The organism is Cognatundibacterium curvum, from assembly GCF_014284235.1.
In the GTDB taxonomy this organism is placed as follows: Bacteria; Pseudomonadota; Gammaproteobacteria; order Burkholderiales; family Burkholderiaceae_D; genus Undibacterium; species Undibacterium curvum.
Genome location: NZ_JACOGD010000001.1, coordinates 638,209 through 662,926, shown reverse-complemented (window position 1 = coordinate 662,926; position 24,718 = coordinate 638,209). Strand labels below are relative to the sequence as shown.

Here is a 24,718-nt window from a genome sequence, read left to right as displayed (position 1 = left end):
ATCCAGGATAGAGGCCTGAATCTGGCCGGGCGTAGCGACGCTGACGCGACACGCCTCAATCCTGATCTAAAGGAATACCAACATGAGCACTTATCAACGCATCGTTTTAGCTTCCCGTCCTCAGGGCGAAATCAGCCCGGATAATTTCCGGCTTGAGATCCTGGCAGTACCTGAGATTCAGGATGGCGAAGTCCTGATCCGCAATCACTATCTGTCGCTCGACCCATATATGCGTGGCCGCATGCAGGACAGTAAAAGCTATGCCGAGCCGCAGCCTTTGAATGCCACCATGATAGGCGGTACCGTAGGCGAAATCATCGCCACAAAAAATCCGCGTTTTGCGGTTGGTGATCAAGTCATCAGCATGAGTGGCTGGACTGAAATGGCGGTATCGGATGGCAGCCTGTTACGTAAGCTCGATACGACGCACATCCCTTTGTCTGCCTATCTGGGGGCGGTGGGAATGCCGGGCCTGACAGCCTGGTATGGCCTGACCCAGATCATGCAGCCCAAAGCAGGTGAAACGGTAGTCGTTTCTGCCGCCAGCGGTGCGGTGGGCAGCGTCGTCGGTCAACTCGCGCGGCAACGCGGCTGCCGTGTGGTGGGTATCGCCGGTGGCCAGGAAAAATGCGCCTATGTGGTGGATGAACTGGGCTTTGATGCCTGTATCGATTACAAAGCAGATGACTGGCAGGCTGCATTGACAGCTGCCACACCGGATGGCGTCGATGCCTTGTATGAAAATGTAGGCGGCGCAGTTTTCGATGCGACGCTGACGCGTATGAATCCGTTTGGCCGCATTGCCTTGTGCGGCATGATCGCCGGCTATAACGGCGAACCGGTACCGATACAAAATTCACGCGTGTTCCTGACGATGCGTCTGACTATGCGTGGCTTCATTGTTTCTGAGCATATGGATCTATGGCCACAGGGCTTGCAGGAACTGGGCGCACAGGTCGCCAGCGGCCAGCTCAAGTTCCGTGAGTCTGTCGCACAAGGGCTGGCACAGGCACCGGAGGCACTGATCGGTTTGTTAAAAGGCCGTAATTTTGGCAAACAACTGGTCAGGCTGATCTAAGTCCAGCTGCCCAGCTTAAGCAATTCATCATCGATTACAAAATAAACAGGAGACAAGATGAAGACTTTTACTAACCGGGTAGCCGTGATTACCGGCGCTGCCAGTGGCTTTGGACGTGAGTTTGCACTGATCGGTGCAAGGCTGGGTATGAAGCTGGTGCTGGCCGATGTACAGAAAGAAGCGCTCGATGCGCTGAGCGCTGAACTCAGTGCACAGGGCGTGCAGGTACTGGCGCAGGCCTGTGATGTGCGCCATGCGGAGCAGGTGCAGGCACTGGCCGATGCAACAATGGCGCGCTTTGGCGCAGTCCATCTGGTATTTAACAATGCGGGTGTCGGTTCCGGTGGTCTGATCTGGGAAAACACCCAGGCCGATTGGGAATGGGTGCTCGGTGTGAATCTGTGGGGCGTGATTCATGGCGTCAGGATTTTCACACCGCTGATGCTGGCGTGCGCGCGTCAGGATGCTGATTATGAAGGACATATCGTCAATACTGCATCGATGGCGGGCTTACTCAATGCGCCGACCATGGGCGTGTATAACGTGTCTAAGCATGCGGTGGTGTCGCTGTCGGAATCGCTGTATCAGGACTTACAACTGGTTGATGCACCGATAGGCGCTTCGGTGCTTTGTCCGTATTTTGTGCCAACTGGTATCGCGCAATCGCATCGTAACCGGCCCGAAGATGTGGCTGGCAGTGCGCCTACCGTCAGTCAGCGCGTGGCACAGGTGATGTCTGATAAGGCAGTCAGCTCAGGTAAGGTGACGGCGCAGGAAGTGGCTGAGAATACTTTCAAGGCGATCGCTGAAGCACAGTTTTACATCTATTCGCATCCGGCAGCGCTGGCGAATGTGCAGGACAGAATGGAAGACATCGTGCAGCAACGTAACCCCGGCGATCCCTACAAAGCAACGCCGCACATACGCGAAATGCTGCGTGAAAAACTGAAATCCTGAGCCGCGTCCGGCTCGTTTCATCTTCTTATTTAAGGCACAGGAGCTAAGTATGAGCATGGCAAAAGTTCAGATACAAACCGGACAATTTGCGCAACTGCCGAATGGCACGCGCCTGCATTATGCGAGTGCCGGTGAGCCTGGCCGGCCGCTGATTTTGTTTGTGCATGGCTTTCCCGAATTCTGGTACGAGTGGGTAGCGCAACTGGAAGAATTCGGCACGGATTATTTTGCGGTAGCGCCGGATTTGCGTGGCTTTAATCTGTCGGATATGCCGACTGATCCCGCTGCTTACAAAGCCAGACATATCGTTGATGATTTGCAGGGGCTGATCACTACGCTGGGTTATCAGCAAGCGATCATCGTCGCGCATGACTGGGGTGGCGCGGTATGTTGGAATCTCGCGAATGCCTTGCCCAAGCTGGTGGAAAAACTCATCATCATCAACTCACCGCATCCCTATCTGTTTATGCAGGCACTCGCAAACGACCCTGCCCAGCAGGCTTCCAGCGCATACATGAACTGGTTGCGGCAGCCGGGTTCTGAGCAGGCACTGGAAAAAGACAATTTCGCTTTAATGGAAGGCTTTTTTCAGGGCATGGGACAGCCGCCCGCAGTCTGGTTTGATGCGGACACCCGCAGTAAGTATCACGCATGCTGGCAGCGTGGCCTGCATGGCGGTGTGAATTATTATCGTGCTTCGCCCTTGCACCCACCGACAAATCAGGCGGCCGGTGCGCAGCGCCTGGAACTGAAACCCGCTGATTTCTGCGTGCAGCCACCGGTACGCATCATTTGGGGTGAAGCTGATCAGGCTTTGCCAGCCAGTCTGCTGCTTGGTATAGAGGCTTTTATCCCCGACTTGCAGATCGTACGCATTCCTGAGGGCGGGCATTGGGTGATCCATGAACAGCCACAAAGAGTGAATGCGCTGTTACGGCAATTCCTGAGTTCCTGAGTTAGCTTTGACCGCGCTTGCAAGTAGCAGGCTGGCAGGCGTATATTGTTCGTTTTTCCACCCGGGATGGCCTGCATCGCTTGCAGGGAATCTGTGCAGCATGCGCCGGTTTTACAAGTCCCTTCACCACTGAGAAGTCGTCCATGAGTACAGTAAGAGTCGTATTAGGAGATTGGAGTAGCTTGCAGCAAGATGCGCAAGCAGTTCGTTATCAGGTTTTTGTCGTCGAACAAAATATTCCGGCAGAGTTGGAATGGGATGTGATGGATGCGCAATGCCTGCACGCGGTGGCCTACAATGAACAACAACAGGCTGTCGGAACCGGGCGCTTGCTGCCCGATGGGCATATCGGTCGTATGGCAGTGCTGGCGTCGGCGCGTAATCTGGGTGTCGGTGCAGAAATTCTGCGTGAACTCATGAGCCAGGCCAGACGCCGTGGTGATGCCGAAGTGCGTCTGAATGCACAGCACACAGCAGAGCGCTTTTATCTGCGTGAAGGCTTTGTGCGTGAGGGCGATAGTTTTGAAGAAGCCGGCATCCCGCATGTCTCGATGAAGCATACATTGTAATTGCTACCGCGATTGCAGCACCAGCCAGCCTCAGCGCTGGCTTTTTTTATGGCCGCTTGCTCCTGTTTCTGAGCTGTCCACGACACAGGCTTTCATCGCTATATATCGATGTAGCATATGATTTTTCCGTCTATAGATAAGTTAATAATAAATAGTGACTTTTGAAATATATGCACTAGAGTAAGATCTGTGTAACATTTTTTTGCATTTTGTTTTTTGGTAACTACCTGGTCAGCACAAAGCTTTTTCATGTGGCACTAATAGCTAGTCATCGTGGCCACACTGTGCCTGCAACCAGCAAGGATTGTGCGGCAACCGGGACATATCGGGTGTTGATGTTGACTTGTAGTAATGTGGAACTGATGCGCGTGCGGAGGAAAAAATGAATATACAAAATACCAAAGTTTCGACCAGACTCATTAGTGGCTTTAGTCTGGTCCTCGTGTTTATGTTCGTCATTTTGGCAATGGCGATCATTAATATGCAGCAAATGAATAAGCGTATGGAGCAAATCGTGCAATTTAACGATGAAGAAATCCGTACCGCGCAAACCATGTATCTGACTGTTACCGAACGCGCATTGGCGCTACGCAATCTGATTTTGCTGACGGAGCAAAAAGAGATACAGATAGAGGTAGACCGCATCGCAGCACAAAATAAAAAATATGCAGATGCACAGACCAAACTTTATCAATTGCTGAAGACGGATCCTGAGTCTTCACCTGCAGACATCGCAAATCTGGATAAGATCGCAGAGCAATCCAAATTATCACTGCCATTTATTGAAAAAGCGGCGAACCTGGCTTTACAAAAACAGACCGAAGAGGCTTATCGCATCCTGCGTTATGAATATCGCCCAGTGCAACGCAAATGGTGGGATATGATCAATGAGCAGATGGTTGAGCAGGAAAAGCAAAATCAGGCTGCGGTCGTCAAAGCAGCGGCGGATTATAAACAGGCGCGCAGCACCTTGATTACCCTGGGTTGTCTGGCCTTGCTGGTCGGCGCTATCGCTGCCTGGTTAATCGTACGTAGTTTGCTGGCCCAACTGGGTGGCGAGCCACGTTATCTGGTGCAAATCGCTGAAAAAATTGCTTCTGGTGATCTGAGCATGGACATCCGGGTCGATAAGGGTGACAGCCACAGTCTGATGCACGCGATGCGCGATATGCGTAATGGCCTGGCGGACATCGTTGGCATGGTCAGAACCGGTACCGAAACGATCGCCAGCGCATCGCGCCAGATCGCTTCCGGTAATATGGATTTATCTTCACGCTCAGAACAGCAGGCGGGGTCGCTGGAAGAAACTGCGTCCTCAATGGAAGAACTGACCTCAACCGTGAAACAAAATGCTGACAGCGCACGTCAGGCGAATCAGCTCGCGATGTCTGCCTCCGATGTCGCAGTCAAGGGGGGTACTGTGGTGGGTGAAGTGGTGCAGACCATGGGTTCCATTAATGATTCTTCACGCAAGATTGTCGATATTATCGGCGTTATCGATGGCATCGCTTTCCAGACCAATATCCTGGCGCTGAATGCCGCCGTCGAAGCAGCGCGGGCGGGTGAGCAGGGTCGTGGTTTTGCCGTGGTAGCGACTGAAGTACGCAATCTGGCTCAGCGCTCCGCCGAGGCAGCACGCGAGATCAAGAAACTGATCGACGACTCAGTCAGTAAAGTGGAGATCGGTGCCAAACTGGTCGATCAGGCAGGTGCGACGATGGAAGAAATCGTCGGCAGCATACAAAGCGTGACCGCCATTATGAATGAAATTATGCTGGCCACTCAGGAGCAGACTGCCGGTATCGAGCAGATCAACGAGGCCATCGTGCAAATGGATGATGTAACCCAGCAAAATGCTGCTTTGGTCGAAGAAGCAGCAGCAGCAGCGGCCTCTTTGCAAAATCAGTCGGATAGTCTGAGCGACCTGGTCAGTACTTTCATCCTGTCCTCTGCCCAAAGTGCCTCACCCAATTTGAATAGCCCGGTAGCAGCGGCGAAGTCCGCTAAAGTTCTGCCACTGGTCAAAAAAGCTGCACCGCATGCACAGTCAGCACCATCGCTCAAACAGATCAAGCGTATCGGTGGTACCGCACAGGCCCAGCCTGCACGCCAGACCAAAGCCGCGACTGAGCAGGAATGGGAAGAATTCTGAGTAGCTGTATCACAGCGTAAATGAGTAACAGGAGGGCATATGCCAATCTTCGCGCAAACCGTTCCGGCCGCGTCGCCACTCGCTATCGACAGGAAAGAGACACTCGGGCGCTTTCTGCCTGATACTCAGCCACGCGCACAGCATGTAGTCTGGCATTCCGGTCATGTCTCAGCTACAGTAAGGGAGAGGGTACTGGGCCAGCGTCCGCTATGTTTATGGATGACCGGACTCAGTGCTGCAGGCAAATCCACCCTGGCCTATGCACTCGAAAAGCAGCTGCTGGACTGTGGGCAGCTGTGTTATGTGCTGGATGGAGATAACCTGCGGCATCACCTCAATAGCGATTTAGGCTTTTCCGTCGCTGACCGGCGCGAGAATTTACGCCGCGCAGCGGAAGTCGCGCATCTGTTTAATGAAGCTGGCATGATCGTGATTACCGCGTTCATCTCGCCTTTACGTGCAGACCGTGCGATGGCAGCCGAAATTATCGGTCATGACAATTTTGTTGAGGTATACGTCAAGGCATCAGGTAAAACCTGTGAGCAGCGTGATCCCAAAGGCTTGTATGCCAAAGCCAGAAGAGGCGAGATTCCGCAGTTCACCGGTGTCAGTGCGCCCTATGAGGAGCCGGAAACCCCTGATTTCACGATAGATACCGAGTTAACAACGACGCAGACGGCCGCAGACCAGCTATTGGCGTATCTGGCGGAGCGATGTTTGATGAGGTGAACTGATGACAACAGCAATCCCGGACAATGTGACATGTTTTGATGTGTTTAATGGTGACGCCGATGGGATTTGCGCCCTGCATCAGCTCAGACTGGCGTTTCCACGTGAGACGATTGAGATTACCGGGGTGAAGCGCGATGTGGCTTTGCTGAGCCGGATAGATGCCAAAGCCGGAGACCGGATCACCGTACTCGATATTTCACTGGATACGAATGTGGAGGCGCTCAAAAAGCATCTGGCGGCTGGCGCAGAAGTCGAGTATTTCGACCACCATGCGGCTAACCAGCGCTTTGCGCATCCGAATTTGCAGTTGTATTGGAATGATGCACGTGATGTCTGTACCAGTTTGCTGGTCAATGAATATCTGGAAGGCCGTTATGTGATGTGGGCCATCGTTGCTGCGTTTGGTGACAATCTGCTCGATACCGCCAATGGACTCGCGATGCAGCATGGTCTGAGCCGCGAAGACCGTTCGGCATTGATGGAATTAGGACGACTGCTGAATTACAACGCTTATGGGGAAAGCACGGAAGATTTGCATGTACATCCGCAATTGCTGTATCGAGAAGTACATAAATTCGTTAATCCCTTTGATTTTATTCAGAACTCCAGTCACTTTTTGGCTCTGCAATATGCGTTTGCTGAAGAGACGATTTTTTTGAGTGAATTGCAACCGGTAGCCAGTCGTGGGCTCAGTGAAATTTATCTCTTGCCGGATGTACCGTGGGCGAGACGCCTGTCTGGCTTGCTGGCCAACCGCTTGCTGGAAGAACGCAGGGAATATTCGTTTGCGGTGCTGACGCCAAGGCAGCAGGGCGGATTTGTGGTCAGCGTGCGCTCGGCCCATCCGGAAACACTGCCAGCCGACCGCCTGTGCAGCCAGTTCGCCGGTGGTGGCGGACGCCGGATTGCAGCGGGTATCAATGTCCTGGAGGCAGAACAGCAGGACTTGTTTTATCAGCGGTTTTTTGATTTTTTTGAGCCGGCTCAAGCAGGCCGCCAGCCCTGAAGTGAATTTCATGTGCTCAGCACTTCGGAGGCGTGTCTGCCGGTCGTGATGGAAACTGAACGAAGACGAGGCAGATCATGCAAGCACCAGCAGTCAGGCAGGAGCATTCAGATACAACTCAGCCATCAGGCCGGCCACGCCCGGTGCTGATGATACCGCTACGCCGTTGCGGCAGTCATGCGCTGCGTCTGCGTCTGAATCAGAATCCTGCGTTTTATTCTCCCTACCCATTGCACATCATCGATTTCATGCCGCTGCTGCCGGGCTACGGTGACTTGTCGCAGGATGAAAACTATTTCCGGCTGGTGGTCGATGTCATAGGCCTGCAAGCTGCCAGCATGGTCAAATGGAAAGACATGGTATTTGATCCGGTCGAGATTTTTGAGGCCTTACGCGATCAGAAACGTAGTGTGCACCGCATCTTATGGGAATTGCTGTTACGCGCAGGTGAATTGCATCAGGCTGGTATCGTCATGGACAAGTCACTGGACAGCGTGCGCTATGCGGATGAACTGATGGACTTGTTTCCCGATATGCTGTTCCTGAACGTGATCCGCGATCCGCGTGCCCAGGTCGCGTCGATGAACCGTGCCATTATTCACGACTACGATTCGCGTTTGAATGCACTGACCTGGCGTGAAGCGCATGAAATGGCGCAGCAAGTCCAGCAGCGCTGGCCAGATCGGGTGCTGAGCATACGCTATGAAGATTTTCTGAGTAATCAGGAAGCGGTATTGCGCCGAGTCTGCAGCTTCTTTGGTATTCCATTTTTGCCAGCGATGCTGGATGTTGCTCATTCAGCGGAAGCACAACAGATTTCGCAATTATCGGCGCTGTGGGAAAGTAACCGCTTTCCACCGCTGATGGCGAACAAAGATAAATTCAAGCAGCAGCTATCCATCACTGAAATCGAGGCCATTGATAGTATCTGCGCTGACTGGATGCTGCAATATGGCTACGAAAGAATGACAGCAGCCAGTTGTGCGCTTGATCCTGCAATGATCGCAGAGGCGAGGGAAGCATCGCGCGTCAAACGTCTGCAAGCCTGGACTCAACTCAAGGAAGCAAACTTCAAGGACTTTATACTGCGTCGTTTCCGGGCCGATTATCTGGCACAGCTGGCTACAAAAAACTCTGTGTGAGGCGAGTCGCGCTTTTCATCCACATGCAGCGGGATGCAAAGCGCGACAACTGGCGGCTAACAAGGCCGGATCAGACGATGGCGATCATCACGCCTGCCAGCAAGACCAATACACCAGCGATGCGTTCGGTGATCAGCGCATAACGTTCTTGCGTTGCTAAATGACTGGCTTTGGACGCCAGCATGCCGTACGCCAGCAAGATGAAAAACTCCGGAACAATCGAACACACTGCCAGTATCAGCATTTGCCAGCCGACTGGCTGCTGCAGGTTAATAAATTGCGGCAGGATGGCGACAAAGGTCAGCATCGTTTTCGGATTCGTCAATTGCAGCATCAGTGCATTGAGATAAATCCGGCGTGGGCTCAGCGTATTTTCGGATAGCCGCGACAGCGTGATCGGTGAAGGTCTGCCGGTGATGGCTGACAAACCCAGATACACCAGATACGCCGCACCCAGATACTTAATACCCAAAAACAGCTGTGGCGACGCCAGCAATACGCCGCTGAGGCCAGTGGCGGACAGCAAAAAGAAAATCGCATTGCCACTTAAGATACCCAAAGTCACAAACAAGGAGGTGCGCCAGCCACGTGCGATGCCGTACGCGACCACCATCATCACTGCCGGTCCCGGCGACAGCGACATCGCTGCTTCAGTCACGGTAAATAAAGCCAGATTTTCCCAATTCATCGCTGGCCCTGCAGAAAACCAAGCATCGCCGTCAACACTGCGTCGCCCTGTTCACTCATCAGCGAATGGCCGCTGTTGGCGATCAGGCGTATCTGACTGTGCGGGATGGCGGCGCTCAGTGTCTTACTTGCTTTGGCAGGCGTCATCATATCCTGCTGGCCCAACACAAACAGCGCCGGACAGCGCACTGCGGCGGCCGCCGCTTCACCATTTGCATAGGCATTGCAGGCGCTGAAATCGATATGAAATACTTTTTCGGCCGGATTGCGTGCCGCGATTCTCTGCATCAGACGGCGGCTCATACCATGCAGTGACATGCCCGGAGCCGGACAGGACGGACGGGCGACCAGGCCAGAGTGCGACCAGATATTCACCATGTCGATTGCGCTTTGTTCCTCGTCGCGCGCGGCATTCAGCAAAGCGTCCGATACCTTCATCGGATAAGCGGTGCCGATCAGACTCAGGCTGCTGACCACGGCAGGCGCACGATAACTGGCTTCCAGTGCGATCAGTGAACCCATGCTGTGACCGGCCAGATGAGCGTGCTCTATGCCAGCCTGTTGCAGAAAAGCGAGTACCCAGTCAGCCATGTCTTCCACGCTGCTCAGGGCAGGGCCTGCACTCAGGCCGTGGCCCGGTAAATCCAGTGCAATCAGGTTATAGCCATGATTGGCCAGGTAGCGGCTTTGCAGTGCCCACACCGAGTGATCATTCTGCGCGCCGTGGATCAGCACCAGCGTTGGCTGCTCACTACGCAGTGCTTTGCCGCCGGTATAGGCGTACGCGGTCTTATTGTCTATAGTCAGCTGCATCTCATGCTCCTTTCAGTGCGGCTTTTAAGGCGCGGTTGAGATCGTCTTTGAGATCGCTGATATCTTCCAGTCCTACCGACAAACGCATGGTGCCTTCGCTGATGCCTGAGGCTGCCAGCTGATCTGCCGGAACCCGGAAATGGGTGGTGGAAGCAGGGTGGATCACCAGCGACTTAGCATCACCAACATTGGCCAGGTGAGAAAATACCTGTAGCGATTCGACGAAGCGCTTACCGGCTGCGCGGTCACCTTTGAGATTAAATGAGAACACTGCGCCGCAACCCTTAGGCAGTAATTGCTGAGCCAGCGCGTAATCCGGATGGCTTTCGAGTTCAGGGTAGGAAATGCTGTCTACCGCCGGATGGCTGAGCAGGAATTCGACGATCTGTCTGGTGTTGGCAACATGCTTTTCCATACGCAGGCTCAGGGTTTCTACACCCTGCAAAATGGTGAAGGCATTGTGTGGACTCATGCAGGCGCCAAAGTCGCGCAAACCTTCGCGCCGCGCGCGTAAGGCAAATGCAGCTACCGGTGATTCTTCTGCGAATACCATGCCATGGAAACCATCATAGGGTTCGCATAATTCAGCGAAACGGCCAGTGTGCTGATGTGCGGCCTGCCAGTCAAAGCTGCCGCCATCAACCAGCACACCACCGATGGCAGTGCCATGTCCGCACAGGAATTTGGTGGCCGAATGAAACACCAGATCGGCTCCATGATCCAAAGGTTTTAACAGATAAGGTGTGGTGAAGGTGGAATCCACCAGCAAGGGTAAATGATGGCTGTGTGCGATCTCAGCGATCACGGGGATATTCAATACATCGAGCCCTGGATTACCCAAAGTTTCAGCAAACAAGGCCTTGGTCTCAGGGCGAATCGCAGCGACCCAGGCATCTGGGTCACGCGGATCGACGAAGGTGGTTTCTATGCCGAAGCGTTTCATGGTGTAGCTCAGCAAATTATGCGAGCCGCCATACAAGGCGCGTGATGCGACCAGATGCGAACCGGCACCGGCGATCGTGGCAATCGCCAGATGCAGCGCAGCCTGACCGCTGGCGACCGCCAGCCCGGCGACACCACCTTCCAGTGCCGCGATACGTTCTTCCAGCACGGCATTGGTGGGATTGGAAATGCGTGAATACACATGCCCGGTTTTTTCCATATTGAATAGGGCTGCTGCGTGATCCGCGTTTTGAAAGCTGAATGACGAGCTCAGGTAAATCGGGGTGGCGCGTGCGCCTGTGCTGGGGTCGGGGCTGGCACCTGCATGCAGGGACAGCGTGTCAAAGCCCGGATATCGTGGTCCGCTCATAAACTGGTATCTCCATTTTGTGACGCCGCCATGCTACCACTCGCGCCATACAGCGTCATGCGAATTCCGGGTTTTTGCTCTAAAAATAACGTAGTTGCGCTGGATTTTTTGCATCGCTTAAGATACATTGGTGTGCAGAGTAAAAACATGGCGCTGACGCAAGAGTGTCTCCGGTTTGCACCCGTTCGCCTGATGGCTGCAGAGGCTGCCCGGGTCTTTAGCTACCTTGTGCCACCATCAGGCTCAGCCCGAAAACAACCAGATCAGAGGAGATCGCATACATGAAAGTTTCCGAAATTCTTCAGGTAAAAGGCAATATCCTGTTCACGATTACGCCGGACACGCCGATTACGGAGGCGGTCAGCGTGATGGAAGAAAAAGATATCGGCTCTCTGGTCGTCATGGAGTACGGCGATCTGGCTGGCATCCTGACTTTCCGTGAAGTGATACGTGCGATTCATAAAAATGGCGGCTCGCTGGGCAATGGCACCGTGCGCAAATACATGGATGATCATCCGATTACGGTCACGCCCGAAACTGAGGTTAATGAAGTACGCCGCATGATGCTGGAAAAGCACTCGCGTTATCTGCCGGTGATGGACGCCAAAACCCTGCTGGGTGTGATTTCCTTTTATGACGTGGCCAGAGCGGTACTTGAAGCGCAAAGCTTTGAAAACAAAATGCTCAAGGCCTATATCCGCGACTGGCCAGTCGAAGATAACGAGTCCTGAGCAAAGCGCACCGGAATCGCTTAGCATAACGCCCGCCCATGTTTGTTGCGGGCGTTTTTGTTTATCGCTGCCGTCTCTGTATGGTGGTTTTTATCAGAAAAAAAGGAAATGAATATGCATATCGCTGTGGTTGGTGCAGGTTTATCCGGCTTAACTGCCGCCCGTCATTTGCAAATGCAGGGACATCATGTGACGGTCTATGAAAAAAGTCTGGGTGTCAGTGGACGCATGAGTACCCGTCACACCGAATTAGGTGGTTTCGATCATGGCGCGCAATACTTCACTGCGACGACAGATCGCTTCAAAAAAGAAGTCGCCGACTGGAAAAAAGTCGGCTGGGTGCAGGCTTGGGATGCGCGCCTGGTGAACCTGGAGGCGGGGGTGGCGAAAACTGCAGGACGTCAGTCCAAACCTTATGTTGCGGTACCTGGGATGAGCGCATTAGGCAAACATCTGGCGCATGGCCTCGATGTGCGGTCCGATCAGCAGGTGCTGGCGCTGGAGGCCTATCAGGGCAAGTGGCTGCTGAAAATTCAGTCCGGTACGGTCAGTGTGGCGGCCAGCGCAGGGCCATTTGATGCGGTGATACTGGCGATTCCTTCCGATCAGGCGATTCCTCTATTGCAGCCGCTGCCTGCCTTTGCAGCACAGGCCGAGCAGGCGCGGCTGTCGCCTTGCTGGTGTCTGATGCTGGGTTTCCAGGATGCGCTGGATCTGCCATATGACTGCGCCTGGGTGCAGCAATCACGTCTGGGCTGGATTGCCAGGGACAACGCTAAACCTCAGCACCGCGCAGGTGAGCGCTGGGTCGCGCATGCCACGCGCGCGTGGAGTGAGGAGCATCTGGAAGATGAGCCTGAGCGCGCCAAAGAAAAATTACTCAAGGCTTTCCATGAAGCGACCGGTTCATGGATACAACCGATTTATGCGGTAGTGCATCGCTGGCGTTATTCACAAGCGCAGCAGCCTCTGCAGCAGTCTTGCTTGTGGGATGCGAAGGCGGGTATCGGTGTGTGTGGCGACTGGTTTGCTAACGGCCTGGAAGGCGGAGGCAAGGTCGAGAACGCGTTTCTGAGCGGACTGGCATTGGCCAGCGCGGTAGGCTAAAGCAGAATCGGCGGGCTGTCAGCACAGGCTGCAGCCCGCCATCTGCTTATTAATTGCTGACTTTGGCGAAGCTGCGTGCCACTTTTCCTGCGTCGTACAGTGTCCAGGTTTTACGGATATGGGATGGAACATGCCAGGTCGCGGTGGTGCCGGCGCGGAAGAATGCGCTATCACCGGCTTTTAGTGTAAAGCGTTTACCCTGGTAGTCCAGTTCCACGCTGCCATCCAGTATATAGACCGCTTCATCCAGTTGATAACGCCATTCAAAGGTGGAAGCGTCGCATTCAAAAATACCCGAGCTGGTTTTGCCATCGCTGGATTTGAAAAATTCAGTGGCGCGGAAATTTGGGTTTCCTTGTTTGACCCAGGATGGATCGACTGCTAAAGGCTTGAGAACCGGAGTCGCCGTTTCTGTGCTGGCTGGTGCAATGTTGCTGATGTGTTGCGCAGTCTGATACGTGGCGACCACCAGTAAGGCGAGCAGGGCGCCAACGGCGCAGGAGATCAGGGTTTTTTTCATTTCAGAATTATCTTTCACCAGTTTGTAAACGCCACAAGGCGGCATAGCTGCGATTATTGGCTAACAACTGTTCATGGCTGCCACTTTCCACGATGCGTCCCGCTTCCATCACATGTATGCAGTCGGCTAGTCTCACCGTAGATAAACGATGTGCAATCACGATAGTGGTACGGTTTTTACTCACGACATCCAGACTGCGTTGTATCGCAGCTTCGGTCTCATTGTCAACTGCGCTGGTTGCTTCATCCAGTATCAGTACAGGCGGATTTTTCAGAATGGCACGTGCCAGTGCCAGGCGCTGGCGCTGGCCTCCAGATAGTTTCTGGCCACGTTCACCGATGCGGGTGGCAAAACCTAAAGGCAGTTTCTCGATAAACTCCATCGCTTCTGCGGCGCGTGCGGCAGCGGCGATATCTGCATCGCTGACCTGTTCCAGGCCATAAGCGATATTGTCTGCGATCGTGCCATCGGTCAGGAAGCTATCCTGGGCCACATAGCCGATCACGCGGCGCAGATCCTGCAGGTTCAGGCTGTCACTGGCGACACCATCCAGCAAAATATGGCCGGACGCTGGCGTATAAAAACGCAACAGTAATTTCACCAGCGTCGATTTACCAGAACCGGTTGAGCCGACAAAGGCCACTGTTTTGCCAGCGGGGATATGCAGGCTGATGTGATGCAGCGTGGTTTGCTCGCCATACGCAAAGCTCACATCTTCAAAGCGTATATCGCCACTGACTTGTGCTTGTGGCAGTGCCTTGCCGTCGTAGCGGATTTGTATCGGTGTATCCAGCAAATTCATGGCGCGGTCTATCGCCGACATAGAGCGTTGGTACATGTCAGCGACTTCTGCCAGTCCCGTCATCGGCCATAACAGTCTTTGGGTCAGGTAGACCAGTACCGAATACGCGCCGACCGCCAGCTCATCATGCAGCGTCAGCCAGCCCCCGTAGACCAGGGTTGCGGTAAAGCCTGCCAGAATCGCCATGCGTATCACCGGCGTAATCGCCGAACTGACTGCAATGGCGCGCGCATTGGCTCTGCGGTAGGCATTACTCGCCTCACCGATCTGCTGCTTTTCAAAGTCCTCGGTCGCAAAGGCTTTGATGGTGGCCAGGCCGAGCAGATTATTGTTCAGGCGGGCGCTGACATCGCCAGCGGCTTCGCGTACTTCTGCATAACGTGGCGCCAGCCGTTTCTGGAACCAGAACGCACCAAATAAGATGGCCGGAACCGGCAGCAGCGCGATGACTGCGAGTGAGGGCTGCAAAGCAAAAAAGACTGCACTGACCATGATGGACGAGCAGATCACCTGAATAATCTGATTCGCACCGCCATTCAGGAAGCGTTCCATCTGATTGATGTCTTCATTCAGGATGGACATCAGATTGCCGGTGCGCTGATTTTCAAAATACGCCATGTCCAGTTTTTGTACATGGTCATAGGCATCCAGCCGCAAATCATGCTGCAGATTCTGGGCCAGCTTGCGCCACTTGAGTGAGAGCAGGTATTCAAACCAGGATTCGCCCATCCAGATCAGGGCATTCAGCACGCCAAGAAAAACCAGCTGATGCCAGGTTTCGGTAATGCCAAAGCCACCGAGCACCCGCTTCGCTAAGAAGCTTTTTTCACCATTGACCACAATATCGACCGCAACACCGATCAGTACTTCGGGCAGCACATCAAAGAATTTATTCAGAACAGAATACAGCGTGGCCAGCCGGAAATCGGTTTTATAGGCACTGGCATAAGTCAGCAGTTTGCGTAGCGGATGGTGGGCGGACATAAGGGCAGGAGGAAAAGAAAAAGGGACTGCTTACACAGTCCCAAGGTGACACCTTAGCGTTATCAGCAAGCTTGTTGCTATGCGCAGGTGCGAGTATTCAGACTGGCAAATCAGCATGGAATTTATGCACTTCAATTCGTGTTGAATGATACACAAAACCCGGCTGATTCGCTGCCTGTTGTCGGCCGCTAAATTAGTCTTCGCGACGCAGATGCGGGAACAGAATCACGTCACGGATGTTCGGTGAGTCGGTGATCAGCATCATCAGACGGTCGATACCGATGCCGCAGCCGCCGGTCGGAGGCAGGCCATATTCCAAAGCGCGGATATAGTCAGCATCGAAGTACATGGCTTCTTCGTCGCCTGCATCTTTAGCGGCGACCTGCGCCATGAAGCGCGCAGCCTGGTCTTCCGCATCGTTCAGCTCAGAGAAGCCGTTCGCGATTTCACGACCAGTCATAAATAATTCGAAGCGCTCAGTAATGCCCGCTACGCTGTCAGAAGCACGTGCCAGTGGCGAGACTTCAACCGGATAATCGATGATGTAAGTCGGATTCCACAACTGCGCTTCTGCGGTTTCTTCGAACAGCGCCAGTTGCAGCGCGCCGAGGCCGGAAGTGGCGAAAGGTTTGACGCCAAACTTCAGCAACTCAGTGCGGATGAAATCTGCATCATGCAATTGTTCATGCGTATAGTGCGGTGCATATTTATTGATCGCGCCGACGATAGTCAGGCGTTCAAACGGTTTGGACAGGTCCAGCTCGCGGCCCTGATAAGTCAGCACTGCAGTGCCATGCGCATCTTCTGCTGCTTTACGGATGACTTGTTCGGTGAAGTCCATGAGCCATTTGTAATCCACATAGGCGGCATAGAATTCCATCATGGTGAATTCAGGATTGTGGCGCGGGGATACACCTTCATTGCGGAAGTTACGGTTGACTTCAAACACGCGGTTAAAGCCGCCGACCACCAGACGCTTCAGATACAGTTCCGGCGCGATACGCAGGTACATTTCCATGTCCAGCGCATTGTGATGTGTGATGAAGGGTTTAGCTGCCGCGCCACCAGGAATCACATGCAGCATAGGTGTTTCGACTTCCATGAATTCGTGGCTGGCCATGAAATTACGGATCGAGGTCATCGCTGCAGTGCGCGCTTTAAAGGTGCGGCGTGTGTCTTCGCTCATGATCAGATCGACATAGCGTTGACGGTATTTGGTTTCCTGATTGGCCAGGCCGTGGAATTTATCCGGCAGCGGACGCAGCGATTTGGTCAGCAGGCGCAGGGTAGTGACTTTGACGGTCAGTTCGTCCGTTTTAGTTTTAAACAGTACGCCTTCTATGCCCAGGATGTCGCCCAGATCATAATGACGGAAGGCTTCCATCGCTTCTTCACCGGTTTTATCCAGTGTCACATACAGCTGGATGCGGCCATCTGCTTTGATGCCGGAGGCGTCTTGCAAGGTGGCGAATGCCGCTTTTTTGCCTGCTTCACGTTTGAGCATCATGCGGCCAGCCACGCTGACTTCCACATTCATGGCTTCCAGTTCTTCGCGACCGACTTCGCCGTATTGCGCCTGCAGATCTGCCGCCTTATGCTGAGGGCGGAAGTCATTCGGGAAGGCGACGCCTTTGGCGCGGATCGCATCCAGCTTAGCGCGGCGCTCAGCGATGATAGAGTTTTCATCGACCGGCAATTCGCTTGCGGCTGTTTGATTTTGAATGTCTGACATAAGATTTCTCTCAGTGTTACGGGCACAGGCCCGGCTAAATAGTGGCTGACTGATGGATGGGCTGCTGTCTGTGCGACAGCAGCGAAATTACGGGAATTACGGGTGTTACAGATATTGCGGATTTGCAGCCCGCGTTCACACGGAAAGCAGGCTGCATGGCAGTGATCAGACGCCTTGCTTTAACGAGGCGGCGATAAATTCGTCGATATCACCATCCAGTACGGCTTTGGTATTACCTGTTTCAAAGCCAGTGCGCAAATCCTTGATGCGGGACTGATCCAGTACATAAGAGCGGATCTGATGGCCCCAGCCGACGTCGGTCTTGGAGTCTTCCAGATTTTGCTTTTCGCTCATGCGTTTGCGTAACTCTAATTCAAACAGCTTGGCTTTCAGCATTTCCCAGGCTTCTGCACGGTTACGATGCTGGCTGCGGTCATTCTGACATTGCACCACGATGCCGGAAGGGCCGTGGGTCAGACGTACCGCGGAGTCAGTTTTATTAATATGCTGACCACCGGCGCCGGAAGCGCGGTAAGTATCGGTACGCACGTCGGCCGGATTGATATCGATCTCAAACGATTCATCCACTTCAGGATAAACAAACAGGCTGGAGAAAGAAGTGTGGCGGCCATTGTTGGAGTCGAATGGCGATTTACGCACCAGACGGTGTACACCGGTTTCGGTGCGCAGGAAGCCGTAGGCATATTCGCCTTCCACTTTCAGCGTCGCGGTTTTGATACCGGCCACATCGCCATCGGATTGTTCCAGAATTTCGACTTTAAAGCCTTTGCGCTCGCAATAGCGCAGATACTGACGCAGCAGCATGGATGCCCAGTCCTGCGCCTCGGTACCACCGGCACCGGCCTGGATATCGATAAAGCAGTTGTTCGGGTCCATAGGATTGTTGAACATACGACGGAATTCCATGCCTTCGATCAGTTCGCGCAAATGCTGCGTATCGGCTTCTATGGATTCCAAGGTGTCGTCGTCGTTTTCTTCCCTGGCCATGGCAAACAGATCGTTTGCATCGCGCAGACCACTTTCTGCCTCGGTCAGGGTATTGACCACGGCTTCCAGGGATTTCTTTTCTTTGCCCAGATCCTGAGCACGTTTTGGATCATTCCAGACGTTAGGATCTTCTAATTCGGCGTTAACTTGTTCCAGTTTCTCTGACTTGATATCGAAGTCAAAGATACCTCCGGAGTTCGGCTTCACGGACCGTCAGGTCGGCAAGCAGGGAGGACAGGCTATTGAGGCGTTCGGCTTCCATAATGTCGCTTTTCTAATGCAATAAAACCTTGCATTATAACCGGATCGCGCAGCGATGTTTTATCGGCGCGTCCGGACAGGTATAAAAAAGCGTGAAAACGGTATTTGAAGTGACTTTACAGTGCCAAATTCGCTCACCAGACCGAAGTAGTTACGGTGGGTTCTGCTTTACGATGACTTTCCAGCCATTGTGCGAGCTGGGTTTTAAAGCAGGATGGACAGATGTGGTACTGGATCAGTTTGGAATTGCCACCGCTGGCACGGGAATCTTCTTCTTCGAGTGAAATCGTGGTGATCACTTTTTCGTGCTCATTGTTACTCCAGTTTTCATCCCAGCGCGACTCTGTACCGCATACATCACAGGTCAGCTTATCGAATACCTCTTCGGTATGTTCGAGGATTAAGACGGTTTTCATGTGTTTCATACTTCCTCCGCACTGCCAGGTTGTTGAAAAGGGGATGTACCGACAATTTTATTGTACATCAGCAAGATGATGACTTTGCCCTCAGTCGAAAAAAAAGCCACATGCGGGTCAGGCATGTGGCTTTCCGGTGAGGCTGCTTGAAACTTAGCCGTTTATCCGCGCCGTCCCGATTTATTGCTGCCAGCCGGCTGGGCTGGCTTGGCTTTCGGTTTGGCACTGTTATAGCTAAGACCATTGCGCGAAGCGGGCGCCGCTGGCTTGGCGCTGGCGACCGCGGTCCGGCCAGCTGGTTTTTTGCCAAAGGTATTGATCTTGGGTGCTGCCACGCGACGGCCATTCAGCACGCCGCTGTTTTCCACGGTCAGCGCTACCGATGGCTGGCGCGCTGGAATCAGATGGCGCGGGCCGCTGCCGATCAGATCGCGCCGTCCCATGCGTAACAAGCCCTCATGCAAGACTTCCCAGTTTTCCGGTGCGTGATAGCGTAACAAAGCCTTATGGAATTTTCTGACCTTGCCGGAGCGTGCAGTTTCCACCGCTTCAGAATCGCCGCTGACTTTTTTAAGCGGATTCTTGCGTGTGTGGTACATGGTGGTTGCCAATGCCATTGGGGTAGGCATAAAGGTTTGCACCTGATCCAGCTTAAAGTCTTTTTCTTTCAGCCACAGCGCCAGATTGACCATGTCTTCATCGGTGGTTCCCGGATGGGCGGCGATGAAGTAGGGGATCAGATACTGTTCTTTGCCAGCTTCGCGCGAATAGCGGTCGAACATTTCCTTGAATTCGTCGTAAGTCCCGATGCCGGGCTTCATCATCTTAGACAAGGTATTTTGTTCGGTGTGCTCCGGCGCGATTTTCAGCAAGCCGCCCACGTGATGGGTAACTAATTCTTTCACATATTCGGGCGAGCGCACGGCCAGGTCGTAGCGCAGGCCGGAGCTGATCAGGATTTTTTTGATGCCGGGCAGCGCGCGCGCCTTGCGGTAAATCGAAATCAGTTTGCTGTGATCGGTGCCCAGATTCGAGCAAATGCCGGGATAAACGCAGGACAAGCGGCGGCAGGATTCCTCTATCTTCTTATCCTTACAAGCGAGCCGGTACATATTTGCGGTTGGACCGCCCAGATCGGAAATGGTGCCGGTAAAGCCTTTGACCTTATCGCGGATTTCTTCGATTTCGCGCAGGATGGATGGCTCGGAGCGGCTCTGGATGATGCGGCCCTCATGCTCAGTGATAGAGCAGAAGGTGCAGCCGCCAAAGCAGCCGCGCATGATGTTGACCGAGAAGCGTATCATCTCCCACGCTGGAATGCGCGCATTGCCATAGGAGGGGTGGGGCGCACGTGCATAGGCACGGTCATACACGCCGTCCATTTCATCCATAGCCAGCGGCAGCGGTGGCGGATTCAGCCAGACATCGCGCCCGTCATGCGCCTGCACCAGCGCTTTGGCATTGCCAGGATTGGCTTCCAGATGAAAAACACGTGAAGCATGCGCATACATGACCGGATCGTCTTTGACTTCTTCAAAAGAAGGCAGCCGTATTACGCTCTTGTGATGGCGGTTTTTGAGCATCAGCTGGCGCTCTTCGCGGCTCATGATGCGGATAGTCTGCTGCTGAACTACGTCAGGCTTTACCTCTGCGACAGCGGGGCTGGCTTCGGTGGTGCCACTGTCCGTCGCGCCGCCTTCAGTTTTGCATTTAGCGTCTTTTTCCGGCGTCATCGCATACGGGTCGGTATGCGCATCGATCTTGCCCGGCTTGTCGATTTTTACCGACTGAATTTCGGTCCAGTCTTCATCTGGCAACCAGCCACGCGGCGCCATGAAAGCGGTGCCGCGCAAATCACGTATCTGTTTGATCGGTTCGCCTGCAGCGAGGCGGTGGCTGAGGTCGATCAGCGCACGTTCGGCATTGCCGAATAACAGAATGTCAGCCTTGGAATCAGGCAGCACTGAGCGCCGGACTTTATCCGACCAGTAATCATAGTGCGCAATGCGGCGCAGGCTGGCTTCAATACTGCCAACTACGATATTCGCATCCGGATAGGCTTCACGTGCGCGTTGGGCATACACGGTCAGCGCACGGTCAGGACGTTTTTCTTTTTCACCGTTCGGTGTGTAAGCGTCTTCGGAACGGATTTTACGGTCAGCGGTGTACTTATTGACCATGGAATCCATATTCCCGGCAGTGACACCGAAATACAGATTCGGCTTACCCAGCACACGGAAGGCCTCGGCCGAATGCCAGTCTGGCTGGCTGATGATGCCGACCCGGAAGCCGTGGTGTTCCAGCAGGCGGCCTATCAAGGCCATGCCGAAACTCGGATGATCGATATAGGCGTCGCCCGTGACCAGGATCACATCGCAACTATCCCAGCCCAGGGCGTCCATTTCGGCGCGGGACATGGGTAAAAACGGGGCAGTACGACCAGCGCCGACATCGGCGCGGTAACGCGGGAAAGAAAATAAATTTTTAGGCTGAGCATTCATGGGCGCGATTGTACCGGAAAGTGCTGGCGCTTGCCGGAGTCGCTGCGGTTTTTTGCTGAATAATCAAAAGCTTGCGACAATTTTCAGCGTTCGCTATGCATCAATGATGCACGCTGTGAATCAGGACTGGGTACGCATTAACTGGTCGGCTTCCACATTCTTATGTCGCGGTATCCATTGCAGATGACAGGCCGATTGACTATTCGCTAACTGATTCAGCAATTGCAGACTATGATCCCTGTAATGCGCGAGCAGAGCCGAAGTTTTGCCATAACGCGCCAGCACATCGTCAATCACCACCTGGCTGTCGCCATGGATACGCAGCGACTGGCCGGGTGCGACATGGCGCAGGGCGAGCTGCAGACATTGGATCAGCGCCTGGTATTCCGCATCGCTGCTGTCACCGTGGCCAGCCGCCTGCGTATGCGCTATCCGCTGGTCATCTGGTCCCTGCAAAATGCAGGCGATCTGGCAGGCGCCCGGATTGGGCTTGCAAGAGCCATCGAACCAGGCCATCCAGTCGGCGGGTCTGGCATCAGGTGTGCGTGGTTTGGGCATGGGTATCATTGCAGGCTGAAAAACCTGCAATTTTATGCGGAAAGTTCTATGCTATGCGCTTTTCCGACGTCCCGATTGATTGATCATGCCGAATTCTGCTGCACCCGCCAATGCCCTTGCTGATTTGCGTCCTTCGCTTCCTCCACTTCCTTTTTTGGCAGCACCTGGCTATGGCGCGACCGATGCCTGGGTAGCGGCCTTGCAGGCAGCCATGCCCGATGAGCGTATCGTGCCATTTTCTGCTTTGAGTCCGGCTGATCAAGCTGCGGTGACAGTCGCGATTGTCGCTAATCCTGATCCGGCCGAGTTAGCCGCCTGTCCGAACCTGGTCTGGCTGCATTCAGTGTGGGCTGGGGTAGAGCGCCTGTTAGCTGAAATGCAGCACAGTCAGGTGCATATTGTGCGCCTGGTTGATCCGCGTCTCGCGGCCACTATGGCTGAGGCGGTGCTGGCCTGGGTGCTGTATTTGCATCGTGATATGCCGCGTTATCTGCAGCAGCAAAAAGAACAACGCTGGCAGCCGCAAGCATATCGACCTGCGACGCAGCGCAAGATAGGTTTGCTGGGACTGGGCGCGCTGGGTGAAGCTGCAGCACGCAGTTTGCAGCAGGCGGGTTTTCCTGTGCTGGGCTGGAGCCGCACTCAGAAGCACTTAGATGGTGTTGATTGTTATAGCGGTGAAGCGGGGTTGTCAGCGATGCTGGCGCAGACCGATATCCTGGTATGCCTGCTGCCACTCACAGTAGCAACCACCGGCCTGATCAATGCGCAGCGGCTGGCCATGCTGCCCGCTGGTGCCAGTCTGGTCAACTTTGCTCGTGGCCCCATCGTGGTTGAACAGGATTTGCGTGCAGCGCTGGATGCCGCGCATCTGCAGCACGCGGTGCTCGATGTGTTTGCGGTCGAGCCGCTGCCGCCGGACAGTTGGCAGTGGACGCATCCGGCTGTGACCGTGCTGCCACATTGTTCGGCCCCGACCGATAAAGAAAGCGCCGCGCATATCGTTGCGGGCAATCTAAAGCGTTACCGCGAGCATGGCTTGTTGCCTAAAGGCGTAGACAGACAACAAGCTTACTGACCATACGTGCAAGTCAATGTTAGAATAATGTAAATTGGAAATACCAATTTGCCAGCTCAAGCGCGCAGCTTGGTTTTCCAGATGTGATTCAGCGTTGCAGCAGATGCTGTTGACCATGTCGCTAACGGAGGCAGGTCGGGAGCACCATGGCTGATATCGCATGCTTCTTTGACTGATTACAGCTTCTTGTCAGCGCTATCCTCAATTTTGTTGTTCATGTATGAGTTATTTGTCTCCTGAGTTTGCGCTCGTTTTTTTTCTGTTTCTGGTGGTGTACTGGTCTTTGGTAAAGTGGCCGGTTGCACAGAAATTGTCTTTACTGGTGGCCAGTTACGGCATCTATGCTTCGATAGACTGGCGTTTTGCTGCTGTACTGGTGGTCTATTCTTCTTTTGTCAGCCTGATCAGTCAGATGCTTGTATGGCGGCCCACGCTCAGGGGTAGTTTGCCAGCGATTGCGATTACGCTGTCGGTGGCGAATCTGGCCGTCTTCAAATACTTTGATTTTTTCCGTGAAGGCATGCAGGGCCTTGCGGAATTTTTTCACTGGCAATGGGCGATTCCGGCACTGGATATCATTCTGCCGGTCGGGATTTCGTTCTACACTTTTCAGTCCATCGCCTATCTGGTTGCCCTGGCACGCGGCGAGCGTGAGCCCGCATCCTGGCTGGATGGCAGCCTGTATCTGGCCTTTTTTCCTACGCTGTTTGCCGGGCCGATTTGCCGCCCCTCCGGTTTATTAAGTCAACTCGAAGCCCGTGAACAGCGCGAAATCCAGCGCCCGGCGCTGGCGATTTGTCTGCTGCTGAGTGCTATGATCAAGAAAGTCTGGCTGGCCAGCTGGCTGGCGGATGCCTGGGTCAAGCCATTGTTTGCCAATCCGGATGCCTATCAGGGACTGGAACTGCTGGTCGGTATGTATGCGTTTGCGATACAGATTTATTTTGACTTCAGCGGTTATTCCGATCTGGTGATCGCGTTGGCATTACTGCTTGGTTATCGTCTGGCAGATAACTTTAACCAGCCTTATCTGGCGACCAGTCTGCGCGAATTCTGGCGGCGCTGGCATATTTCGCTGTCGACCTGGATACGTGATTATGTGTATATCCCCATGGGCGGCAACCGTGGTGGCTGGTGGCTGACCCAGATGACGATTTTCAACGCAATGCTGATCAGCGGCCTGTGGCATGGTGCCAGCCTCAAATACCTGATCTGGGGTGCCTTGCATGGACTGGGCATGGTGCTGCAAAATGGCTTTGAACGCCTGACCGGCAAGCGGGTGCAGGGTATAGCCGGTGCCGTGTTCAGCTTTCACTTTGTCTGTCTGGCCTGGGTATTTTTCCGCGCTGAAAACTGGCAGGAAGCTTTGCACTATCTGGCTGGACTCACACGTGCTGATGGCCCGCTGCAAATGAATGTCATGGCCGGTTTCTTATTGCTGGGCGTATTCTTTGCGGGAGCTCTGGGGTATGAACGCTGGCAGGGACAGGCAGTGCGCTGGCTGGAAAAAACACCGCTGCCGCTGCAAGTGCTGCTGGTTACGCTGACCGTTTTACTCATCAATTATCTGGGCCCATCCGGGGTTCCGGCGTTTTTGTATTATTCGTACTGAACAGA

General features: G+C 53.9%; 22 protein-coding genes. 12 read left to right on the top strand and 10 right to left on the bottom strand.

What is annotated here, in order from left to right; all coding sequences use genetic code 11:
* Positions 1–82: 82 nt before the first annotated feature.
* The 8 genes from H8K43_RS03025 (at position 83) to H8K43_RS02990 (ending at position 8,591) form a co-directional block, all read left to right on the top strand.
* Positions 83–1,078 (top strand): NADP-dependent oxidoreductase, encoded by a 996-nt coding sequence (locus H8K43_RS03025; protein ID WP_186902481.1) that lies wholly within the window; start codon positions 83–85, stop codon positions 1,076–1,078.
* A 57-nt stretch (positions 1,079–1,135) separates the two neighbouring features.
* Complete coding sequence (locus tag H8K43_RS03020) at positions 1,136–2,035, top strand: SDR family oxidoreductase (RefSeq protein WP_186902480.1); 900 nt, start codon at positions 1,136–1,138, stop codon at positions 2,033–2,035.
* A gap of 49 nt (positions 2,036–2,084) precedes the next feature.
* Positions 2,085–2,990: an alpha/beta fold hydrolase gene (locus H8K43_RS03015; protein WP_186902479.1), complete on the top strand. Its 906-nt coding sequence runs from the start codon at positions 2,085–2,087 to the stop codon at positions 2,988–2,990.
* A 143-nt stretch (positions 2,991–3,133) separates the two neighbouring features.
* On the top strand, positions 3,134–3,559 hold the full coding sequence (locus H8K43_RS03010; RefSeq protein WP_186902478.1) for a GNAT family N-acetyltransferase: 426 nt from the start codon (positions 3,134–3,136) through the stop codon (positions 3,557–3,559).
* Between the two features lie 382 nt (positions 3,560–3,941).
* On the top strand, positions 3,942–5,711 hold the full coding sequence (locus H8K43_RS03005; RefSeq protein ID WP_186902477.1) for a methyl-accepting chemotaxis protein: 1,770 nt from the start codon (positions 3,942–3,944) through the stop codon (positions 5,709–5,711).
* Between the two features lie 39 nt (positions 5,712–5,750).
* Positions 5,751–6,440: an adenylyl-sulfate kinase gene (gene cysC / locus H8K43_RS03000; protein ID WP_186902476.1), complete on the top strand. Its 690-nt coding sequence runs from the start codon at positions 5,751–5,753 to the stop codon at positions 6,438–6,440.
* Between the two features lie 4 nt (positions 6,441–6,444).
* The gene (locus tag H8K43_RS02995) at positions 6,445–7,449 is read left to right on the top strand and encodes an acetyltransferase (protein WP_186902475.1); all 1,005 of its coding nucleotides are present in this window, start codon (positions 6,445–6,447) and stop codon (positions 7,447–7,449) included.
* Positions 7,450–7,526: 77 nt separating this feature from the next.
* Positions 7,527–8,591 (top strand): sulfotransferase, encoded by a 1,065-nt coding sequence (locus H8K43_RS02990; RefSeq protein ID WP_186902474.1) that lies wholly within the window; start codon positions 7,527–7,529, stop codon positions 8,589–8,591.
* A gap of 70 nt (positions 8,592–8,661) precedes the next feature.
* Here the strand turns inward: H8K43_RS02990 and H8K43_RS02985 are convergent, their stop codons facing one another.
* From H8K43_RS02985 to H8K43_RS02975, 3 genes are read right to left on the bottom strand one after another with little or no spacing between them, the layout of a single operon-like run.
* Positions 8,662–9,279: a LysE family translocator gene (locus H8K43_RS02985; RefSeq protein WP_186902473.1), complete on the bottom strand. Its 618-nt coding sequence runs from the start codon at positions 9,277–9,279 to the stop codon at positions 8,662–8,664.
* Entirely contained in the window at positions 9,276–10,091 is an 816-nt protein-coding gene (locus tag H8K43_RS02980) for an alpha/beta fold hydrolase (protein ID WP_186902472.1), read from the bottom strand. The genes H8K43_RS02985 and H8K43_RS02980 overlap by 4 nt, the downstream gene beginning before the upstream one ends.
* Before the next feature lies 1 nt (position 10,092).
* Positions 10,093–11,403, bottom strand: coding sequence for an O-acetylhomoserine aminocarboxypropyltransferase (locus H8K43_RS02975; protein ID WP_186902471.1), 1,311 nt, complete (start codon positions 11,401–11,403; stop codon positions 10,093–10,095).
* Positions 11,404–11,684: 281 nt separating this feature from the next.
* Here H8K43_RS02975 and H8K43_RS02970 point away from each other — a divergent pair, with 281 nt between their 5' ends.
* Both H8K43_RS02970 and H8K43_RS02965 read left to right on the top strand, forming a co-directional pair.
* Positions 11,685–12,134: a CBS domain-containing protein gene (locus H8K43_RS02970; RefSeq protein ID WP_162018777.1), complete on the top strand. Its 450-nt coding sequence runs from the start codon at positions 11,685–11,687 to the stop codon at positions 12,132–12,134.
* 114 nt (positions 12,135–12,248) lie between these two features.
* Positions 12,249–13,241: an NAD(P)/FAD-dependent oxidoreductase gene (locus H8K43_RS02965; protein ID WP_186902470.1), complete on the top strand. Its 993-nt coding sequence runs from the start codon at positions 12,249–12,251 to the stop codon at positions 13,239–13,241.
* Positions 13,242–13,290: 49 nt separating this feature from the next.
* Here H8K43_RS02965 and H8K43_RS02960 read toward each other — a convergent pair whose 3' ends face one another.
* From H8K43_RS02960 to H8K43_RS02930, 7 genes are all read right to left on the bottom strand, one after another.
* Positions 13,291–13,761, bottom strand: a complete 471-nt coding sequence (locus H8K43_RS02960; protein WP_186902469.1) for a cupin domain-containing protein — start codon at positions 13,759–13,761, stop codon at positions 13,291–13,293.
* A 7-nt stretch (positions 13,762–13,768) separates the two neighbouring features.
* Positions 13,769–15,547, bottom strand: a complete 1,779-nt coding sequence (locus H8K43_RS02955) for an ABC transporter ATP-binding protein (protein ID WP_186902468.1) — start codon at positions 15,545–15,547, stop codon at positions 13,769–13,771.
* Positions 15,548–15,740: 193 nt separating this feature from the next.
* Positions 15,741–17,279 carry a lysine--tRNA ligase gene (gene lysS / locus H8K43_RS02950; protein ID WP_162018773.1) on the bottom strand — a complete coding sequence of 513 codons (1,539 nt, stop codon included), beginning with the start codon at positions 17,277–17,279 and terminating at the stop codon, positions 15,741–15,743.
* A 165-nt stretch (positions 17,280–17,444) separates the two neighbouring features.
* A protein-coding gene (gene prfB / locus H8K43_RS02945) for a peptide chain release factor 2 (protein WP_162018772.1) occupies positions 17,445–18,549 on the bottom strand; the annotation gives its coding sequence in 2 pieces (ribosomal slippage) (positions 17,445–18,467 and positions 18,469–18,549; 1,104 coding nt in all).
* Positions 18,550–18,682: 133 nt separating this feature from the next.
* Positions 18,683–18,964, bottom strand: coding sequence for a hypothetical protein (locus tag H8K43_RS02940; RefSeq protein ID WP_186902467.1), 282 nt, complete (start codon positions 18,962–18,964; stop codon positions 18,683–18,685).
* 161 nt (positions 18,965–19,125) lie between these two features.
* Positions 19,126–21,465 carry a YgiQ family radical SAM protein gene (locus H8K43_RS02935; protein WP_186902466.1) on the bottom strand — a complete coding sequence of 780 codons (2,340 nt, stop codon included), beginning with the start codon at positions 21,463–21,465 and terminating at the stop codon, positions 19,126–19,128.
* A gap of 120 nt (positions 21,466–21,585) precedes the next feature.
* Complete coding sequence (locus H8K43_RS02930; RefSeq protein WP_186902465.1) at positions 21,586–22,023, bottom strand: ribonuclease HI family protein; 438 nt, start codon at positions 22,021–22,023, stop codon at positions 21,586–21,588.
* An 85-nt stretch (positions 22,024–22,108) separates the two neighbouring features.
* Between H8K43_RS02930 and H8K43_RS02925 the strand changes: the two genes are divergently transcribed.
* Together H8K43_RS02925 and H8K43_RS02920 are read left to right on the top strand one after the other, a co-directional pair.
* The gene (locus H8K43_RS02925) at positions 22,109–23,101 is read left to right on the top strand and encodes a 2-hydroxyacid dehydrogenase (protein WP_186902464.1); all 993 of its coding nucleotides are present in this window, start codon (positions 22,109–22,111) and stop codon (positions 23,099–23,101) included.
* 220 nt (positions 23,102–23,321) lie between these two features.
* Positions 23,322–24,713 (top strand): MBOAT family O-acyltransferase, encoded by a 1,392-nt coding sequence (locus H8K43_RS02920; protein ID WP_186902463.1) that lies wholly within the window; start codon positions 23,322–23,324, stop codon positions 24,711–24,713.
* The last annotated feature ends 5 nt before the right edge of the window (positions 24,714–24,718 follow it).

Excerpts from the sequence above, each read along its gene's own strand:
- H8K43_RS03025 (WP_186902481.1), top strand. The coding sequence starts at position 83 with ATGAGCACTTATCAACGCATCGTTTTAGCTTCCCGTCCTCAGGGCGAA.
- H8K43_RS02970 (WP_162018777.1), top strand. The coding sequence starts at position 11,685 with ATGAAAGTTTCCGAAATTCTTCAGGTAAAAGGCAATATCCTGTTCACG.
- H8K43_RS02985 (WP_186902473.1), bottom strand. The coding sequence starts at position 9,279 with ATGAATTGGGAAAATCTGGCTTTATTTACCGTGACTGAAGCAGCGATG.
- H8K43_RS02935 (WP_186902466.1), bottom strand. The coding sequence starts at position 21,465 with ATGAATGCTCAGCCTAAAAATTTATTTTCTTTCCCGCGTTACCGCGCC.
- H8K43_RS02975 (WP_186902471.1), bottom strand. The coding sequence starts at position 11,403 with ATGAGCGGACCACGATATCCGGGCTTTGACACGCTGTCCCTGCATGCA.
- H8K43_RS02960 (WP_186902469.1), bottom strand. The coding sequence starts at position 13,761 with ATGAAAAAAACCCTGATCTCCTGCGCCGTTGGCGCCCTGCTCGCCTTA.
- H8K43_RS02990 (WP_186902474.1), top strand. The coding sequence starts at position 7,527 with ATGCAAGCACCAGCAGTCAGGCAGGAGCATTCAGATACAACTCAGCCA.
- H8K43_RS03010 (WP_186902478.1), top strand. The coding sequence starts at position 3,134 with ATGAGTACAGTAAGAGTCGTATTAGGAGATTGGAGTAGCTTGCAGCAA.
- H8K43_RS02920 (WP_186902463.1), top strand. The coding sequence starts at position 23,322 with ATGAGTTATTTGTCTCCTGAGTTTGCGCTCGTTTTTTTTCTGTTTCTG.
- lysS (WP_162018773.1), bottom strand. The coding sequence starts at position 17,279 with ATGTCAGACATTCAAAATCAAACAGCCGCAAGCGAATTGCCGGTCGAT.
- H8K43_RS02940 (WP_186902467.1), bottom strand. The coding sequence starts at position 18,964 with ATGAAAACCGTCTTAATCCTCGAACATACCGAAGAGGTATTCGATAAG.
- H8K43_RS02925 (WP_186902464.1), top strand. The coding sequence starts at position 22,109 with ATGCCGAATTCTGCTGCACCCGCCAATGCCCTTGCTGATTTGCGTCCT.
- H8K43_RS03020 (WP_186902480.1), top strand. The coding sequence starts at position 1,136 with ATGAAGACTTTTACTAACCGGGTAGCCGTGATTACCGGCGCTGCCAGT.
- H8K43_RS02955 (WP_186902468.1), bottom strand. The coding sequence starts at position 15,547 with ATGTCCGCCCACCATCCGCTACGCAAACTGCTGACTTATGCCAGTGCC.
- H8K43_RS02965 (WP_186902470.1), top strand. The coding sequence starts at position 12,249 with ATGCATATCGCTGTGGTTGGTGCAGGTTTATCCGGCTTAACTGCCGCC.
- H8K43_RS03015 (WP_186902479.1), top strand. The coding sequence starts at position 2,085 with ATGAGCATGGCAAAAGTTCAGATACAAACCGGACAATTTGCGCAACTG.
- H8K43_RS03005 (WP_186902477.1), top strand. The coding sequence starts at position 3,942 with ATGAATATACAAAATACCAAAGTTTCGACCAGACTCATTAGTGGCTTT.
- H8K43_RS02995 (WP_186902475.1), top strand. The coding sequence starts at position 6,445 with ATGACAACAGCAATCCCGGACAATGTGACATGTTTTGATGTGTTTAAT.
- H8K43_RS02930 (WP_186902465.1), bottom strand. The coding sequence starts at position 22,023 with ATGCCCAAACCACGCACACCTGATGCCAGACCCGCCGACTGGATGGCC.
- H8K43_RS02980 (WP_186902472.1), bottom strand. The coding sequence starts at position 10,091 with ATGCAGCTGACTATAGACAATAAGACCGCGTACGCCTATACCGGCGGC.
- cysC (WP_186902476.1), top strand. The coding sequence starts at position 5,751 with ATGCCAATCTTCGCGCAAACCGTTCCGGCCGCGTCGCCACTCGCTATC.